The sequence below is a fragment of the Mucilaginibacter flavus genome (genome assembly GCF_030409315.1).
Classification (GTDB): Bacteria; Bacteroidota; Bacteroidia; order Sphingobacteriales; family Sphingobacteriaceae; genus Mucilaginibacter; species Mucilaginibacter flavus.
Window position 1 is genome coordinate 19682 of the sequence record NZ_JAUFPS010000023.1, and the last position, 16474, is coordinate 36155.

Genomic DNA, 16474 nt, shown 5'->3' on the forward strand with positions numbered 1-16474 from the left:
TCGCGCTTGCAAAATCCATATGCTGTGTGAAGAAGAAAAAATACCTATTCGAATTTTTCGCCGGCTCGGCGATAGATAGAACAATTCAGCGAACCCGCCGCGATGCGGAACGCTGTCAATACCAATGGTGACGAAGCCTTTATTGCTAACGTTCAAGTGGAAATTAATGAAATAAGCCATGAGTTTAGAACAATACGCCCAAAAGCGGGACTTTAAAAAGACCGCGGAACCTAAAGCCGGGAAAAGCAAGGATAAGGATCATTTGATCTTCGTGGTGCAAAAACACGATGCCTCGCGCCTGCATTACGATTTCCGGCTGGAAATGGACGGCGTGTTGAAAAGCTGGGCCGTGCCTAAAGGCCCTACGCTTGATCCTAAAGTAAAACATCTGGCGATGATGGTGGAAGACCACCCCTTTGACTACCTGAACTTTGAAGGTATAATACCTAAAGGCGAATACGGTGGCGGTACAGTAATTGTTTGGGACGAGGGGACCTATGAACCCATCGAACCGATCAAAGGTAAAAGAGCGCAGGAAAAGCACCTGTTGAAACAACTGGCTTCCGGCCAGTTAAAGATCAAATTGCACGGTGAAAAGCTAAATGGCGAGTTTGCGCTGGTTAAAACTCATGGTATGGGTGAGAACGGCTGGCTGATGATTAAACATAAGGACGAGTTCGCCACGGATAAGGATGTCACTAAAAACGATAAATCTGTATTGTCTGGCAAAACCATCAACCAGATGGCTAAAACCAGTGAAAAAGTATGGCAGCACGGACATGAAGAGAATATAGTACCGGATGAAGAAATCGCTGAAGAAGTGGATACGCGGGAACCGGAAGAATTGGATGTAAAAGCCATCCTCAACACCGCGCCAAAATCAAAGGCACCGGTTACGGTTAAACCCATGAAAGCTACCCTGGTAGACCAGCCTTTCGATGAGCCGGGATGGCTTTTTGAAGTTAAATGGGACGGATACCGCGCCATTGCAAATCTTAAAAAGGACGAGGTGACATTGATTTCCCGCAATAACCTGCCCTTTGACAAATACTATCCCATTAACGATGCTTTGAAGAAATGGGGCATGAACGCGGTATTAGATGGTGAACTGCTGGTGCTGGATGAAAGAGGCATTTCTGATTTCGGGGCGATGCAGAACTGGCGCAGCGAAGCGGACGGCAACCTGGTATTTTATATTTTTGATATCCTGTGGTACGAGGGCAAAAACCTGATGGGCTTACCGCTTAGGGAACGGCAAGCTATTTTGAAAGCGGTGTTGCCCACCGATAATGACCATATCCGCCAAAGTAAGGTGTTTGATGCCAACGGTATAGACTTTTTTGCAGCCGCGGAAAGAATGGGGCTGGAAGGCATCATCGCCAAAAAAGCCGACAGCGTTTATACCTCCGATCTGCGGTCAAAAGAATGGCTGAAAGTAAAGGTGCAACACCGGCAGGAGGTAGTGATTACCGGATTTACCAAAAACAAAGGGACGGGTAAAGCTTTCAGCGCGCTGGTGCTGGGCGTTTACGATAAGGAAGGGGAACTCCGGTTTGTGGGTAAGGTTGGCACCGGCTTTTCAGATAAACTACAGAAAGAAATTATGACGCAGTTTAAGCCCCTCATTTCCGATAAAAGTCCTTTTGATTATGAGGTGGATGTAGACAAACCGAGTCGTTTCCGGCCTAAAAGTCTGGGGGCCAAACCTACCTGGCTGAAACCGGAATTGGTTTGCGAAGTTGGTTTTGGCGAGGTGACCAGTGACGGCGTTTTCCGCCAGGCTTCCTTTAAGGGGATGCGCAGCGACAAAAAAGCTACAGATGTTGTGCTGGAAACACCTGCCGGCACGGAAGAAACGGTTGCTGCGACAGAAAGGGCGCCCGAAACTGCTACTCCGGAAAAAAATGCGAAGCATAATGATCTTCAACTCCGGCCGGTAAAAAGTACAGGTCGCAAAACGTTGCTTAATCCCACCGAAGATACCCAAACCAAAAAAGTTTGCGGTCATGAACTGAAGTTTAACCATGTGACTAAGTTATACTGGCCGGAAGATAAGGTAACCAAGGGCGATATGCTCAACTATTATTACAGCGTAGGCGAATACATGATGCCATACCTGAAGGATCGGCCCATGTCATTAAACCGGTTTCCTGGCGGCATCCATGGAAAGAGTTTTTACCAGAAAAATGTGACGGATAAGGCGCCCGATTGGGCCAAAACTTTTGATCATATCACCGATGAAGGAAAAGCAACCAAATATTTAGTGGGCACGGACGAAGCCAGTTTGCTTTGGATGAACTCCCTGGGTTGCATTGAAATTAACCCGTGGTTCAGCCGTGAAGAAACGCCCGATAACCCGGATTACTGCGTGATCGACCTCGACCCCGACAAGCACACCTATGATCAGGTAGTACAGGCCGCGTTAGAAGTAAAAAAAGTGCTGGATGCTATTGATGTGCCGGCTTTCCCAAAGACTTCCGGTTCCACCGGTATGCATATTTATATCCCTTTAGCAGGGAAATATACCTATGACCAGTCGCAGATGTTCGCCAACATTATAGTAAAACTGGTGCACCAGCAAATCCCGCAATTTACCAGCCTGGAACGCAGTATCGCCGCGCGTAAAGGAAAAATGTACCTTGATTTTTTACAGAACCGCCCCGGCGCTACAATCGCCGGTCCGTATTCCTTAAGACCCAAACCCGGCGCAACGGTTTCCATGCCGCTGAGCTGGGACGAAGTAAAACCCGGGCTAACGATACAGCATTTCAATATCCATAACGCGCTGGACCGGCTGAAAGAAACGGGAGACCTTTTCAGGGGCGTATTAGGAAAGGGTATAGATTTGACGAAAACGATAAAAAAAGCGCAAAGTATATTCAAATAAAGAGCCGTGTCGGGAGGGGATTCGTCCTCAGTAGGTACTTTCGTTCTTATAATTAGTAATCCAACCATTCCAGCCGGCTGATCTCAAAACCGAGCGACATGGCTTTTTTAAGAAAACGTTGCTTCATTTCTTCCGGCATACTTGGCTCCCGTGAAAGTAACCAAAGGTAATTTAACCCGCTTCCGGATACCAGGGCATATTGATAATGATCATCTACATCAAGCACATTATAATCCAGGTAAACCGGCAGGAAATAAGCGACTTTAAGTTGCCCGCGTTTTTTTGAGCCTTTGAATCTGATGGTTCCGGTCGCTTCAACAGGTTTGTTCTTCACCGGGTTGAAAGCGCGGGTGATCACCTTTATCGTTCCATCCCCATTCAGGCTATATTCCTCTGTCAAATCCCGCAAATCTTTTTCGATCAGGTTGGGCAAACGGGCAACTTCATTCCATTTACCCAGGTACCTGGTGCTATCAAACGGATCAACGATAGCGCTGGCAGGGATTTTACTTTTTGGCCAGATGGCGTAGGCGATCCCGGCCAGGGCTGCACCCGCCGCTATGGCCACCAGTGTTTTTTCTCTTTTCATGCTATTTAAATTATAAGGATTTACCGTAAGGCGCGTTCATCGTATCATCTTCATTGGATTTGATGAGCCGGTAGGAAATGGTTGCAAATACCGCGAAAACTACATGCGCAGGGATGCGCTGCAAGTAATAATGATCATAATTTAACCACGGAGGTAAAGGATGTAATTTGAAAGTTCCTTTCCAGATCAGGAAGCCGAGAACACCGCTTACCGCGCCCAGGATGAGGCCATTTTTGATCGAATGTTTAATTTTTTTACTTTCCCACAGTTCCACATATATCGCGGCAAAAAGGATACCCATGGCATAATGCGCGCTCCATCCGGCAATGACATTCGCTTGTTTGGAAAGTTTCGGTGCAAGCCGGGCAATAATTGTTGACAGGTACTCGGGTTCCCTGAAATTTTCTTCAAAAAGCCTTGACATCAACTCGCTTGAAATGGTCATGACGCTGGTGCCTGCCATCCCTGCCAGCACTGTTTTTTCTGCCTGGTTCATTATGCGCCTTTTTTTGCGGTTAAGCTGTTCCTCAACTGTTCATACAGGTCGTCGCTCTTCGCTTTAACCGGTTTAAGTTTTTTAATGGTGGGGTGTTTGCCTTTTGCTTTTGCCTTAATCAGTTCCAGCAATTCGGTATGGTATTCATCTTTGTATTTAGATATGTCGAATTTTTCGGCGTACTGATTAACCAGCGCCAGGCCCACGTCCAATTCTTTTTTGCTTACTTTCACGTCATCGCCGATATTAAGGTCTTCCTGATCTCGGATCTGCTGTTCAAAGCGGATTCGGGTAACCACCATAGCGTTTTTCACCGCATGCACAATACAAAGGCTTTCGGTGCTCCGCAGTACAAAGCGGGCCAGCCCACCCTTTTTGGTTTGCTGCAGAGTTTTAAGCAGCAGGGCATAGGCTTTGTTGTTTTTGGTATCCGGCTCGGTGTAATACGAGGTTTCGTAATACATTGGGTTAATCTCCTCCAGGTCAACAAAACTTTCAATCTCTATCACCTTGCTTTTTTCGGGCGCGGCCGCTTCAAAATCGGCGTCCTCGACGATCACATATTCATCGTTGTCCATTTTGTAGCCCTTTACAATCTTTTCATAGGGCACTTCCTTTTTAGTGTTTTCATTCACCCGCATAAATTTGATATGCGCGTGGTCGCGGCCGTCCAGCATATCCAGGTCAAGATTAGACGTTTGAACAGCGGAATATAATTTGACGGGGATGCTGACCAGGCCGAAGCCTATGGAGCCTTTCCAGATAGCTCTCATGGTTTTACGTTGATAATGTTTTCATTCATTTGAATAGGGTGGTGAGTTTCGATCTGGTCGGCCAGTAGGTGCAACACCTGCTCTTCCAGTTTCCCGGGATTATTGCAAACGCGCAGGTACTCATGCGGGTCCGGTTCGAAACTGGCTACCCAAACACCGTTTTTGAAGACCTTGAATTTGCAGGTTTCGCCGTTATGGTGTAAATACTCGCCTACCTCGAAATGCTGTACCGATTTATTGACGCTGATGGTTACCGGGAAATTCTCCATATCAAATTGTATAGCTTAACAACTATTTTATTTTGATTTTGTTTACTTCAAAATTGCTGTTATCATGATGTATAACCCGCTCCTCGTGGAGATCAATTGCGCCCAGGGTAAATACCGTTTGCCGGAATTCATGCCGATTTGCAGGGAAATAGCTTAACGGTTCATACCTAACGCCAGTATCCTCATATTGGAAAGTTTTATGCCAGGGGATAACGATCTGGAGGAATCCATTGCAGGCATTGAACAATACGTGGACAACATACATATGATGTAGGAGCCGTTCGCGGTCAAATTCGATAACCCGGCCTAAAAAGAATTTCAGCAATAGCTTTAAAACGATATGAATCTCTATATCAATATCCATGATACTTTTTTATCAATAGTATGTTGTTAATAAAAAGCATGCTGATTTTTTTTCGAATATTCCAAAGTTTTAATTTTCAAGAATAGCCTGCTGTCGAAGTTTACGGCGCGTATGTATTATAAGCGGAGCGTGGCTATTCCGTTTTTAGGGATTTCGGTAAAGCTTCCGACAAGCACCTAATGGAGTAGACAGGATAGACATTCCTAAAACAGACTCAAAAGGTAAACCGTTACATGGTCAACAGTCGCACGCACATGTAACTAATGGTAAGAAAAAAAGTGTAATTAATCAAGACGGGTCGTTGAAACACGGAACCGGATCAATAACCGATGCAGTAAAAAACTGGTTGAAAAGTCATGGATGGAAACTTTAAAACAAAAAAAATAAAGTCTTGGGTCTTAAAAAGCATTATAGAGCTAAACAAAACTGGGATTACGCAAGATATTCACGTTGACGAGCTTCTTAAAGAGTTTGACATTTACCGCAGGAAAGACGTATTTATGCAATCTTGTTTGCTATTTAAATACATAGTTAACTATTTGAAAGTGAGTGAAACTAACACGTTGGATATAAGTATATTTCTAAGTGTGGATTTAAGTAGTGAAAGCAATCTATTTGTTGGCAAACCAGAATCGCTAGTAGAAGTTGAAGGACTGATAGATACTTATTCTATTCCTGAAATTATTTTCTTTAAAGACTCAAGCCCCAATGATATTTCATTAGCCGAATTTTATCGAGTACCTATTCTAATTGACTACTTTAGCGAGTCAACACCAATTTCCATTTTTTATAAGGAATATAGATCGTTTGAAGATATTTTAAATGACGGTAATTACACTCGCACACTAGATGTTTATTATATGCAATCGCCTTAATTTTTTATGTTATAAATTATATGTTACTACCTCAGCTGGCGCACGCGTGTCGCGTGTGCCAAAATCGATAAACTAAATGTTGTAGAATAAACAAAGCCTGGCCAAGAGCGCCGGGCTTCGTTGCTTTCCCTGCAGGTTTTAAAGGATAGTTAGACGACTCTTTTTTTCAAGTACCCTTAACTTACAGCCGGATCCAATTGTTGCTAGGTTAACAGCTGTTGCGATTTTGTTGTGGTTTGTAAAATATGACAATTCGTAATGTGTTGACAAGTAGTAGAATAGTAAAAAATTAGCTATTTCACCTGTTGCGAACGCAACAGCAACAATCATGATGAAAAATAAAGGGTGGTTTTCATCATGATTGTGATTAAAGGTTACAACCCCAAATATGATTATTAATGTTTAATAAACAAATTATAAAGCGATAGGAAAGCGCTTTCATTTATACATGCCGCAGAAGTAATAGCAATTCGGCATAGTAATAATATAACAAGCACATAAAAAACGGATTTGCAGGTTGGTGTTTATTAGTTTCAGATTTGTGGACAGGTGGCTAAGGCAAGGCGACGTTCTCCAAACAAGCATTCAAGTGGAATCAACCTTATCCGGGAGGAATGGAGACATCGTCTTTCATATCCTTTATTAGGCCCGGGAAATATTCAAAAATATTGCAGCAACAATTCATCAGATTTTATTAACTTTAACTCCAAATTAAATTATTACCTTAAAGCCTGAGCCGCTAATTATCAATTTATGTTTTTCATCAAAAAATACCTTAAACCTCATTCCAAAAGTGCATTAAAAGCGCTTTCGCTCATGGAAATATTGGTAGTGCTGATTATTATCGGTATTTTGGTGCTGTTGGCCTTGCCCAACCTGTTACCTGTGATCACCCGCGCCAAAACCACAGAAGCTAAACTACAGCTGGAACATGTGGCCATGCTTGAAAAATCCTATTTCTACGAACATTCGAAATATACAAACGACTTGAACGAGCTTGGTTTTATCCAGGAAAAATTGAGTACCGAAAGCAAGGATGCACGAGCCAATTATAAGATTGAGATCACTAATGCTTCTAATAGCGGATTTACCGCAAGGGCCACATCCGTGGTAGATTTTAACCAGGACGGTAACTTCAATGTGTGGGAGATGAACCAGGATAAAGTATTAAAAGAAGTAACACCGGATTAAAGTGCTGCTGACAATTCGATTGATGCTTTTATTTTTCCTGATCGCCATTTTGTTGCAGGATTTTTGGTTCAGAGCGGTGCATTGGATATTCTTTCCTTTATTAACAATCGGGCTGTTCAGCCTACAGTTGGCGGAGACCCATGATTATCACATAGCGTTGCAGCAATCGATAATTAACCTGGCCTTTCTGTTGTTGATTTTTGCGCTGTTGACATTATACCTCTCGGTCAGGAAAAAAAAACTCATCAATATATCAAAAGGTATGTTGGGATGGGCAGACATTCTATTCTTGGTTGCCATAGCATTTTATTTGTCGGTCATTAATTTTTTATTTTTCTATATCGCCAGCATCCTGTCAACACTCTTATTATGGCTATTATATAAAGGTATTACTGGGAATAAAAGCCGGCAGATACCATTGGCGGGTTTCCAATCCTTATTATTTATTGTATTTTTAGCAGGTGACTGGTGGTGTTTTCATATCCATATTACAGATGATTACTGGTTGCTCCGAAACCTTATGCCATGGATACAGCACTAAAAATTATCTTACAGACCGAACACCTTCATCTCCTTTCTAAGGAGATGGCCTGGCATTACCGCGTACTGCCCAAAGGAAGCGCGGCAAACCGACTCCTGCTCTATTGTGAAGAGGGAGTAAATCAAAATAACTTAACCGCCGAAATGGAGGTTTTAACGGGCAAAGATATTTTATTGGAACCCCTGCCAGGGGTAGAGATTTCCCGCCTGTTATCCACTTACTACATCAAAGACAATGTCAATACAGGGGCGAAACAGGCCAGTGTTCGTCATGACGAGGATAATTTTTTGATGAACCTGATTGGTGAAGCCAAAAACCTGAAGAGTAGTGATATTCATATAGAGCGGTATGAAAACCGCTGCCGGGTACGAATCCGTATTGACGGTAATATGGTTGAGCGGTATTTGCTCAAAGAAGAAGATTATCCTGCGTTGATCAATAAGGTTAAGATCATGGGCAACCTGGATATTGCCGAAAAACGGCTTCCCCAGGACGGGCGTATTAGCTTCAGCCATCAGGGGCACCAGTTTGATATTCGTGCTTCTATTTTGCCAACGCTTTATGGAGAAAAAGTGGTGCTGCGTTTGTTGAATAATGACGCCACAGACATCGATTTAAATAGTCTTGGCCTATCCGAATTCGACCTTGATAATTACCTGCAGGGGGCTAAACAACCTAATGGCATTCTACTGATCAGCGGGCCAACTGGGTCTGGGAAAACAACCACGTTGTATGCCACTTTAAAATTGCTCAACAAGGAAACCCGAAATATTTTGACCATTGAAGACCCGGTGGAATATACACTGGAAGGCGTTAACCAGGTGCAACTGAAGGAGTCCATAGGTTTAACCTTTGCCGCCGCGTTGCGAACCTTTCTTAGGCAGGACCCTGATGTGATCATGGTAGGGGAGATTCGTGACACGGAAACCGCCAACATGGCGATCCGGGCAGCGCTGACCGGCCACCTTGTACTATCTACCATTCATACAAATTCTGCATGGGGCACCGTTTCCAGGCTAATAGATATGGGCATTCCGTCGTATATGGTGGCTAATACCCTGAATACCACCGTGGCCCAGCGGTTGATTCGCCTCCTCTGCCCGCATTGTAAAAAAGCAGTTGCTATTGGTGCTTCCGTTTATCCAAAGCAGTTCAAACCTTTTTACGAAGTTACAGCGCACCATATCGCAATAGGATGCGAGCAATGCTACTATACGGGATATAAGGGAAGAAAAGCGGTATATGAGGTTATTCCGGTAGATATGGAACTGGCAGGGGAAATCAAAAACGGCAACATGCAGGTACAGAAACTCCTTGCGGATCGTGGAATTAAAACTCTGGCAGAAAATGCCTTCGGCCTTTTTGCCGCCGGACTTACTTCGATAGATGAAATCTATCCCCTGTTATTTAACTATTAATATTTGGTATGCTAAAAAAAATTACCTGTCTTGTCTTTTGTATATTTTTTCTTCTTTCAGGAACCTTGGTTGCCAATGCTCAACAGCAGGACAGGATCTCGGCTATTAAGCAAAAACTGGACGATTTGTCGGAAACAGTACCCGGTCTGAACCAGAAAGTTCAGCTGCTCGTTACGGGGGTATCCATTTATGATTACCTGAACGCCATCGCCCGTTCCAACAGCCTCAGTATTAGTTTGGACCCTGGAATGAATATTAACGTATCCGATACGTTTACCGGGGTTACAGCCAGTAATATCCTGCTTCTACTGGCCCAAAAATATAGCCTGGATATTTCCGTTATCGGTTCTATTATCAATATCGGCCCTTATAAAAATCCTAATCAATTTGTCAAACCACCACCTAAAGATCTTGGAGTTACCTATAACGCAACGGCGAACACGCTTTCACTGTCGTTATCCAACGATAGTCTTCCCGCTGTGACACGAAAAATAACCCAGCTATCGGGTAAAAATATAGTGGTTCCGGGTGCCTTACAAGGAAAGCTGGTAAGTGCCTATATTGCTGCGGCACCAATCGAAACCGCGTTGAGTAAACTGGCGTTCGCCAACGAAATCAAAATGGTACACAGCGCTGACGATTTTTATTTGTTTCAGCCACTGGAGGAAAACGAGGAGGTTTATATCAACGGCGATAAAAATACAGCAGTTAGAAAAACCTTCCGGAACTCGGGACAGCAGAGTGGCGCTGCTTCTTCCGGCTTGTTTTCACGAATGGTGAACGGGCAGAAGCTGATCTCTGTAGATGCCCTGAATTCCCCCATCATTGACCTGGTCAAACACGCCTCGCAGGAGGCAGGTAAAAACTATGCTCTTTACTCTGACATTAAAGGTATGATCACCCTGCACGTTAATGACGTTAGCTATGATGATCTCCTTGGATTACTGTTTAAGAGCACGGAATATACGTTTCACGCGGAAAAAGGCATTTACGTTATTGGCGATCGCAAGCTGGAAGGATTACGTACCTACAGGGCAATCCGCCTGCAAAACCGTGCCATTGATACGGTTTTAACGATGATTCCGGCAGATTGGAAACGTAGTATTGAAATCAAGGAATTCCGGGAGCAAAATACGCTACTCCTTTCCGGGTCGGGTGCGCAGCTCGATGAGGTGGAAGGTTTTATCAAACAGTTGGATGTTTTGGTACCCGTGGTGCTGATTGAAGTAACCATGATCGACGTTCACAAGACGAGGACGGTTTCAACGGGGATCTCTGCAGGTGTTTCAGACAGTGTTAAAACAGGAGGGTCGGTGCTGCCCGGTTTAGATTATACTTTTGGCACCAAGGGAATCAATGATTTTTTAAACAGTGTAGGTAAAGCGACATCGATCAATCTTGGCCATGTGGTGCCCAATTTTTATGTTCGGCTTCAGGCATTGGAGAAAAATGATAACATTGATGTTCGCTCTGTACCCAAATTAACAGCATTAAACGGGCATTCCGCTACGTTGAGCATAGGCAGTAAGCGTTATTATAAAAATACCACGCAGAATGTTATTCCGTCCATTCAAAGCGCTCAATCTATTTTTACCAACGTATATCAGGAGGTGAACGCAGATCTTTCAATAGCCATCAAACCGGTAGTGTCGGGTAATGACCAGGTTACACTTGGGATCAAAGTAAATATATCCGATTTTACTGCTATCCCCACAGACGGATCACCTCCGCCGCAAGCCATCAGTAAATTTGAAACCAGTCTTAGGGTTCATAACGAAGATACCATCGTTTTGGGTGGCCTGGAGCGAACCGAAACCGATGACAGCGGTTCCGGCATTCCCATTTTATCAAGGATTCCTATTTTGAAATGGATTTTTAGCAGCCGTAGCAGGACTAAATCCAAGGTAGTTACTGTACTATTTATCAAATCCACTATCATCCGGTAATTATGAGTATCCTATCACCTTTTTACAGTATCAGCCAGGCGGCGGGTATCGCGGTTGATATCAGGCAGGATGGATCGTACCTGATTAACTGCTGCCAGGTGATAACCGACCGGAAACAGTTAACGATTGAAAAAAAGATCACCGATCTCGACAACGCAGACGCACTTGGCGGACAGCTTAACCCCAAAATTCCAGTCACATTGAACCTTTCGGGCAAAGGGGTGCTTATCAAGCAAATAGGCGGTGTAAACGAAGTACAACAAGATCCCGATAAGATATTTCCTGATCTTAACACCGCGGACTTTTACCTGCAGCAATTCCTCTCGGGCGATCAGTTATTTGTATCCGTGATCAGGAAGAATGTGGCCGATCACTGGATCGGGATATTGGAGCAGTTGGGCTACAGTGTTCTATCGCTAAGCCTCGGTCCCTTTCCGCTTTCGAATGTAATGGATCAGCTTAATATTTACGAAGGCGACATAAACTTGAACGGTTTTCGGATAAAGAGAGATGAACAGATGAACTGGACGGCCTTAGAATACTCCCCACAATATATTTCGCCTTTTGCTTTAAAGATGGGATCTGAGCCCGTAGGGCAACAATTGATATTACCCTATGCCACCGCCTTTCAACTGGTGCTGTTTAGCAACTTAAGTCCTGTACAAGCCATTGTAGAACGGCTTGATTTGCAATACAATAAGGTTATTGACATTAAAAAGCTGAAGATGACCGGAGCGCTTATTCTTGGTTTCTTCTTTATTTTTTTGCTGCTCAATGTGATTGTTCTTTCGTGGCTAAACGCAGAAAATTCACTTCTTGATAGTAAGGTGAGCGTTTCGGCAAACAGTAATAGCGATATGGAAGCCCTTACCGCGCAGATCAAAGCTAAAGAAATGCTCCTCGACGATATTGGCTGGGACGGGGCTATTAATAAAGCGCGCTTTATCGACCAGCTGGCTGCGCTGCTACCCGAAGAGATCACGTTGGGTGATATGGCTATAAATCCGCTGGACAACGCCAATAACAAGGACACCCGGCAACTGCATTTTTCTGATCATCGGATACGGTTATCCGGCAGTTCGCAACAGGTAGTTGCCGTTAACGAGTGGGTGGCAAGGATTAAAACATTGAAGTGGGTAAAAAGCGCCGAACTGGAAAGTTTTGATTATGATAGCGACCAGCAGACAGGTAAGTTCAACATTATTATAAGATACTAAAATGCTGAAAAACATCAGGAAAGATTATTTACTTATAGCGGGATCAATATTGTTTTTCCTGGTGTGTTATCGTTTTTCATTTAGCCATACTGTAGAGGCCTGGAAACTTCGGCGGGAACTTGAGCAAAAAATCAAAGCCTCTGCTGATCTTTCCTACCAGCCCGGTTACCTGGAACGTAAAGACAACAATCTGAATCATATTATCAATAGGTTTAAAATTGATACCGCCACGCTGCGAAGTAATATGATCACGACGATTGCGCTAAAGGCAGAAAAACAGCGGGTAAGGCTGTCGCGGGTACCTGTTCAGTCAGTTTCTAATTCAGGCGACAAATATATTGTTCAAGGGTTGGATTTTGAAGGGGATTATTTCTCATTATGTAGGCTGCTCGGGCAATTGCAGTATTCAGAAGGCATCGGTCTGGTACGCGCTGTGGATATTACATCCGTTAAAACGACTGATAATAGTTCGGCGATAAAAAAGCTCAACATGCGGTTATTTATTGCCACTATTAAATAACCTTGCTTTGTAAAACCGGCATATTACAACGTTTAGTTTGACCCATGCTAAAAAGAGTCCCGGCATAGATTTTTTTAGCAAAAAATGTTTCATGTGTTAAAATTATAACATGAAAATGTAAAATAATATATTCTATGTTTCGCTTGGCGATATGGCTTGTAAGCTATATTTTTAGCAAAAATTAATAACCTTATCTACAATGAAAATCTTTCACTACCGTCGCCATATATCATATATGGTTAAAATAAATCCTCGTTTATTTGTAAGTCTTTTAAATCAATAGCTGCAAGGTTTTTTTTCTGGCGGTAGGGGTATGATCAATCGGATCTCCCACAATTTTAACTAAAACTTGGCCCAGCTGGATGTATGGTGTCCGATAGTGGTTGGACCAAACAAATTCAATACCCTATAATGCTGATCAGAAATGATGGTCAGTATGGAACAGATAATCCCGTATTCCTAATCAACAACACCCCTCAAATTTTAATAATGAAACATCTCCATCTTATCACACTAGTCTTACTGTTTACTGCGTTTTCATCACAGGCGCAAAATACATTTCCGTCAACCGGAAATGTCGGTATCGGAACAACATCGCCCGCATCTGCATTGGATGTTAACGGTGCTATAGCACTCAGGGGGGTAACTGCATATGAGTCAAAAGCCTTTGCAACGGCCTCTGACGGCACTGTTGTAGTTGCAAGCGGAGCACGGATAAGAGGGACCTATACGTTAACCTTTGAAGCGGGGTACCGCCTACAGACTGTAGTTTTGCTTGCAAACGCCACCCAGTATGATTACAACAGCTGCTCCTTGTCTGTACTAAGTAATACTTACTATAATAGTTCTGTAGTAATGTCGAATTTTCGTTTCGTATTTAGTTCAGATAACTCGGTAGTTTATCTTGTTTTTGACATCTCAAACAGGAATGGCGGAGCGTTGGTTACTGCCATCTTTAACGGCACTGGTGTTTATCCCCCCCAATGGGGCGGCATATTGCCAGCATCGCCCAACGCTGGCGGCCTTTATCCATTGGTAGTTAATATGGGTAAAGTTGGCATCAATACTACAGATACCAAAGGTTATAATTTTGCTGTAAACGGAAACGCGATTGCCACATCCATGACAGTAAAGCTTTATGCTAACTGGCCCGATTACGTTTTTAAACCCGATTATGTATTGCCTGCCCTAACGGATGTAAAAACATACATCGACCAAAATCATCACCTGCCCGAAGTTCCGTCAGAACAGGAAGTTGCCAAAAAAGGGTTGAACCTGGGCGAGATGAACCGCCTGCTGCTTAAAAAAATGGAAGAAATGACGCTATATATGATAGAAGCGAAAGAAGATATCGATCAATTAAAAAAGCAAGTAAAAGATTTAAAGAAAAAAGTAAAATAGATATATGAAAAGAGTTTTAGTACCGCTGGTGTTTAGTTTAACCAGTTTACATTTAGCAAACGCCCAAACCAAAACCGTTACGGTAGATGCTAACGATATCCTGAATAATAATACCAAAATAGTTGCCCAAACTTCGTCGGGGCAAACGTTTTTTACCGGTCACCAAATTGGTTCGGGATATTATTTTCCTGCTTCAGGAATTTTTCGCGCTATTACGGATAATCCGGCTGGGGCAGGAAATTATTATTACGACGGTTTAACCAATGGTGCAATCAATTTCAGTGTTCGGGCAGATGGGCAAGGATATTTTGCCGGCAATGTAGGTGTGGGTACATCAAACCCACAAACGGCGCTGCACACTGTAAGTTCCGGCGCTGGTTTAGATGCCGGGAACATAAACTTTGCAAGTGCAGGCGGATTATTGATCCAGGCTAATACCGGCGGACGTACAACCGCAACTGGAGCGCAGCTGGAGTTTGCCCTGCCTGCAAATACCGATGGCTCAAATACATGGGGCCAAGCCCGCATCATTACAGTTGCGGGAAACGCAAATACTTCAGATGCGACCGGTAAAATGATTTTAGGTACCCGGAGAATGTTTAACAAACTTGGAACCGGGGGCCAATGGTACTATGGTAACGATTTGGTTATTGACGGCGCAGGGAATATAGGTATTGGCACATTAACACCTAAAGAAGCCTTATCTGTGAATGGCAATATCCGCTCAAAACAGGTAAAAGTGGAAGTTGTTAACTGGCCCGATTACGTTTTTACACCCGATTACCAACTACCATCTCTTACCGATACAAAAGCCTACATCGATCAAAATCATCATCTTCCAGAAATTCCGTCAGAGGTAGAAGTTGCCAAAGACGGACTTAACCTGGGCGAGATGAACAGGCTGCTGCTTAAGAAGGTGGAAGAGCTGACGCTGTATTTGATTGAAAAGGATAAGCAAGATATAGAAAATACAGATCAACTTAAGATTATGTCACAAGAAATTGCCGATCTAAAAAAGCAAGTTATTCACCTTAACAAAAAAACAACTTAAATGAAAAAGTTAATATTCTTATTTGTCGTACTGATACCGGTATTTGCAAAAGCGCAGTATAGCACTAATATAGTAGGCGATAACTCCACCATATATGTGTACGTAGGCACAATTAATGTTACCTCTTCGGATTTAGGAAATTTTAATAAATTAAAGGTAGACATATTTGGCGGAGCCTGGGAATCTGATACCAATGGCGAGACCACCTATTATATAGCAAATCGTAATGGTTTAAGTGTAAATCAGGTTACTTTAGGTAGCTCAAGCGGAAACAGCTTTACCTTGAAAGCGTACCAAAGCGGAACGTCAACTAACTTTTATGTTGTCACTACGGGTGCCAGGTATAAATCTTTTTCCATCAAATCGTTCCTGCTTTCACCCAATAATGCAGCTAATCAGTTGGTGACTTTATCAACTACAACAACAGCACCTGCTAATGAAATTGCATTGACTGTTATACCGGTAATGTATACCGATCTCAATGGCAACTTGGGCTTAAATACATTATCTCCCGATCCCGCTTACCGCTTATCAGTAAATGGGAAGATCAGGGCCAAAGAAATCAGGGTAGAAACTGGTTGGGCCGATTATGTTTTTGATAAAAGCTATGAATTGCCTGACCTTGTTAATGTGAAAGCTTACATCGCTCAAAACCATCACCTGCCCGAAATTCCGTCTGAAGCGGAAGTAGCTAAAAACGGCCTTAACCTGGGCGAGATGAACAGGCTGCTGCTTAAGAAGGTGGAGGAGTTGACTTTGTACCTGATTGAGAAGGATAAGGAAATGAAAAAGCAAAGGGATCTAATTGACAGCCAGGCAAAAAAAAACAAGGCGCAGCAGGTTATAAATGAAAGCAACGAGGCCCGGTTGAAAGCGATAGAAGGCAGCCTTAGTCGATCAGCAAAGAAACAATAATTCACTTTTTTTCAAATTACG

16 protein-coding genes are annotated in these 16474 nt (G+C 43.2%); 11 read left to right on the forward strand and 5 right to left on the reverse strand.

The window, feature by feature from the left end:
- Positions 1 to 178: 178 nt before the first annotated feature.
- Positions 179 to 2887, forward strand: a complete 2709-nt coding sequence (ligD, locus tag QWZ17_RS07825) for a DNA ligase D (protein ID WP_290304552.1) — start codon at positions 179 to 181, stop codon at positions 2885 to 2887.
- A 52-nt stretch (positions 2888 to 2939) separates the two neighbouring features.
- Here ligD and QWZ17_RS07830 read toward each other — a convergent pair whose 3' ends face one another.
- Genes QWZ17_RS07830 through QWZ17_RS07850 form a run of 5 tightly spaced genes read right to left on the reverse strand, consistent with a single transcriptional unit; the run spans position 2940 to position 5378 of the window.
- Positions 2940 to 3476: a lipocalin family protein gene (locus QWZ17_RS07830; RefSeq protein WP_290304553.1), complete on the reverse strand. Its 537-nt coding sequence runs from the start codon at positions 3474 to 3476 to the stop codon at positions 2940 to 2942.
- A gap of 10 nt (positions 3477 to 3486) precedes the next feature.
- Positions 3487 to 3972, reverse strand: coding sequence for a hypothetical protein (locus tag QWZ17_RS07835; protein ID WP_290304554.1), 486 nt, complete (start codon positions 3970 to 3972; stop codon positions 3487 to 3489).
- On the reverse strand, positions 3972 to 4745 hold the full coding sequence (ku, locus tag QWZ17_RS07840; protein ID WP_290304555.1) for a non-homologous end joining protein Ku: 774 nt from the start codon (positions 4743 to 4745) through the stop codon (positions 3972 to 3974). Before ku ends, QWZ17_RS07835 begins: the two co-directional genes overlap by 1 nt.
- Complete coding sequence (locus tag QWZ17_RS07845) at positions 4742 to 5014, reverse strand: hypothetical protein (RefSeq protein WP_290304557.1); 273 nt, start codon at positions 5012 to 5014, stop codon at positions 4742 to 4744. The genes ku and QWZ17_RS07845 overlap by 4 nt, the downstream gene beginning before the upstream one ends.
- A gap of 22 nt (positions 5015 to 5036) precedes the next feature.
- Entirely contained in the window at positions 5037 to 5378 is a 342-nt protein-coding gene (locus tag QWZ17_RS07850) for a hypothetical protein (protein ID WP_290304559.1), read from the reverse strand.
- Positions 5379 to 5734: 356 nt separating this feature from the next.
- Between QWZ17_RS07850 and QWZ17_RS07855 the strand changes: the two genes are divergently transcribed.
- From QWZ17_RS07855 to QWZ17_RS07900, 10 genes are all read left to right on the forward strand, one after another.
- On the forward strand, positions 5735 to 6253 hold the full coding sequence (locus QWZ17_RS07855) for a hypothetical protein (RefSeq protein ID WP_290304560.1): 519 nt from the start codon (positions 5735 to 5737) through the stop codon (positions 6251 to 6253).
- Between the two features lie 753 nt (positions 6254 to 7006).
- Positions 7007 to 7444, forward strand: a complete 438-nt coding sequence (locus QWZ17_RS07860) for a type IV pilin protein (RefSeq protein WP_290304561.1) — start codon at positions 7007 to 7009, stop codon at positions 7442 to 7444.
- Position 7445: 1 nt separating this feature from the next.
- Positions 7446 to 7985, forward strand: coding sequence for a hypothetical protein (locus QWZ17_RS07865; RefSeq protein ID WP_290304563.1), 540 nt, complete (start codon positions 7446 to 7448; stop codon positions 7983 to 7985).
- Positions 7970 to 9403, forward strand: coding sequence for a GspE/PulE family protein (locus QWZ17_RS07870; protein WP_290304564.1), 1434 nt, complete (start codon positions 7970 to 7972; stop codon positions 9401 to 9403). Before QWZ17_RS07865 ends, QWZ17_RS07870 begins: the two co-directional genes overlap by 16 nt.
- 8 nt (positions 9404 to 9411) lie before the next feature.
- Positions 9412 to 11349 carry a type II secretion system protein GspD gene (locus QWZ17_RS07875; protein WP_290304565.1) on the forward strand — a complete coding sequence of 646 codons (1938 nt, stop codon included), beginning with the start codon at positions 9412 to 9414 and terminating at the stop codon, positions 11347 to 11349.
- 2 nt (positions 11350 to 11351) lie between these two features.
- Positions 11352 to 12566 carry a hypothetical protein gene (locus tag QWZ17_RS07880; protein WP_290304566.1) on the forward strand — a complete coding sequence of 405 codons (1215 nt, stop codon included), beginning with the start codon at positions 11352 to 11354 and terminating at the stop codon, positions 12564 to 12566.
- Position 12567: 1 nt separating this feature from the next.
- Positions 12568 to 13086 (forward strand): hypothetical protein, encoded by a 519-nt coding sequence (locus QWZ17_RS07885; RefSeq protein ID WP_290304568.1) that lies wholly within the window; start codon positions 12568 to 12570, stop codon positions 13084 to 13086.
- A gap of 489 nt (positions 13087 to 13575) precedes the next feature.
- On the forward strand, positions 13576 to 14487 hold the full coding sequence (locus QWZ17_RS07890; RefSeq protein WP_290304569.1) for a hypothetical protein: 912 nt from the start codon (positions 13576 to 13578) through the stop codon (positions 14485 to 14487).
- 4 nt (positions 14488 to 14491) lie between these two features.
- A complete protein-coding gene (locus tag QWZ17_RS07895) occupies positions 14492 to 15538 on the forward strand; it encodes a hypothetical protein (protein WP_290304570.1) in 1047 nt (348 codons plus the stop codon).
- Complete coding sequence (locus QWZ17_RS07900; protein ID WP_290304572.1) at positions 15539 to 16453, forward strand: hypothetical protein; 915 nt, start codon at positions 15539 to 15541, stop codon at positions 16451 to 16453.
- Positions 16454 to 16474: the final 21 nt, after the last annotated feature.